General features: G+C 59.7%; 1 protein-coding gene. It reads left to right on the forward strand.

What is annotated here, in order from left to right; genetic code table 11:
* Positions 1 to 1,123: 1,123 nt before the first annotated feature.
* On the forward strand, positions 1,124 to 1,693 hold the full coding sequence (locus ABZX30_RS38095; protein WP_355943032.1) for a sigma-70 family RNA polymerase sigma factor: 570 nt from the start codon (positions 1,124 to 1,126) through the stop codon (positions 1,691 to 1,693).
* The last annotated feature ends 40 nt before the right edge of the window (positions 1,694 to 1,733 follow it).

The following is a 1,733-nucleotide window of genomic DNA, read 5'->3' on the forward strand; positions in this document are numbered from 1 at the left end:
AATGATCACGGATCCCGTGTCCGCTCTGTCATCCACCCCAACCAGCGACACTCTGACGCCAGTTGGGCGATCCCGGGAACTTGCGCAAGCCCTGCCTACCGCGTCCGTCAAGAAGTGTGAACTCTCCGTCTGCGCTCCGCCGTATGTGTCAGTACAGGACAGTCGACCTTGACGGAGCCGATGTTGCGGTATCCAACTGCCCATCATTTCTGTGCCCGAAGCGGTGGCCGCGTCGCGCCGCGCCGACGTGACCTCGCAGGTCTCGGTGTGTCGGTCGGCGCACCGCCCGTGCTCGGTGCGTGCGGTGCATTCACCAACCCGTTGAAAGGGCTGGCGACTGGTGGTGGGGACAGAAGCCGACGAAGGTCCGGAGAACCGAACCGTCCGCCTTCCTGCCGGCCGGTCGAAGCACCGGTCACATGGAGTGCCCTCTCCACCTCATGCCAGGAGATCCCGGTGAGGCAAATAGACACCGCTTGAGGGATTTCGACCAAGACGCAACGGTGCGAAGAGATCAATAACACGCCGCAGCGAATGACTTGGGAAAGATGACTGTCCCGCACCAGTCGGTGGGCAATGTGCCAATCCCGACAGCGGCGCGTGTCTGGACTGGATATCGACCGAGTTTCTTGAGGGTAGGACGCACACGGGCTCCGGCCGACTACGCCAGCAGGTGATCCGACTCGGCATCTGATGCCTCCTCCATCGCTCGCCCCCCGTGTTCGGAATTTCCGCACCGAGTCTCGATCAATTTCGCATGCCTGCGTCCACCGATTGATATTCGTGATGCGGCGGCCTTCGGGCGAACCTGTTCGGGGGTAGTGCCGCAAGAAGTGAACTTGACTTCACCTTCGACCCGTAGCTCTGATTGACGGAATTCTCTTCACTGCCGCATCGAGAACCGAAGGATCACTCGGACAGCACGCATCTGGTCAATGTGACGCCTCTGCTCCTCCACCACGAAGCAACGCTGGAGCGTGGGCAGAATTCCGGATCTCATTAAGCACCCTTCGAATACGACGTGAACACTTCTGTGTCAACCACAGTCGAGGGGAATCCATGAGTGCATCAAAATATTTGACGAATCCGGACACCTGTAGGAGAGATCATGAGTTGGACGTTCATGGGGTCCGATGGATCACCAGAAGCTACCGGAGAGGAGGACCTGGCAGACCATCGGACTCAAGTTCTCGCCCTTCATGCTTACGTGATGCGACTTCTGATGGGTGATGCTGCACGCGCCGAGGACATTGTGCAGGAAACACTGCTTCGGTGCTGGCGCACCTACGGGAGCATTGGAAACGCCATGCTACGACCGTGGATGTTCCGAGTGGCGAAGAATCTGGTCATCGATAGCTATCGCAGCAGCAAGACCCGCCCACAAGAGATAGGTGGGGAGCTGTTGGATGATTGCGATTCATCTGAGCTGGACACCGCGGCCGAGGTCTTGAACGACATCATGGTGCACCAGGCGCTGCCGGCTTTGTCCCCCGCACACCGAGAGGCTCTGTACGAGGTCTACTTTCGTGGTCGAACCCTGGAAGAAGCGGCGCACTCACTTCGCATACCGAAGGGAACGCTGAAGTCGCGCATCCACTACGGCTTGCAGGCGCTGCAGAAGGTCTTGGCGCCCGCATACGGGGTCTTCAAAGTTGAGCGGTGCGGAGGTGTCCGCGGGCCCGGCGGGTGGTGACGCAGCGTGTCCGTAGCCGTTGGTTGTCGGCATTGCGAAG

The sequence above is a fragment of the Streptomyces sp. NPDC004542 genome (genome assembly GCF_040610035.1).
Taxonomy (GTDB): Bacteria; Actinomycetota; Actinomycetes; order Streptomycetales; family Streptomycetaceae; genus Streptomyces.

Bases quoted from the DNA above. Each gene is read 5' to 3' on its own strand.
- ABZX30_RS38095 (WP_355943032.1), top strand. From the start codon at position 1,124: ATGGGGTCCGATGGATCACCAGAAGCTACCGGAGAGGAGGACCTGGCA.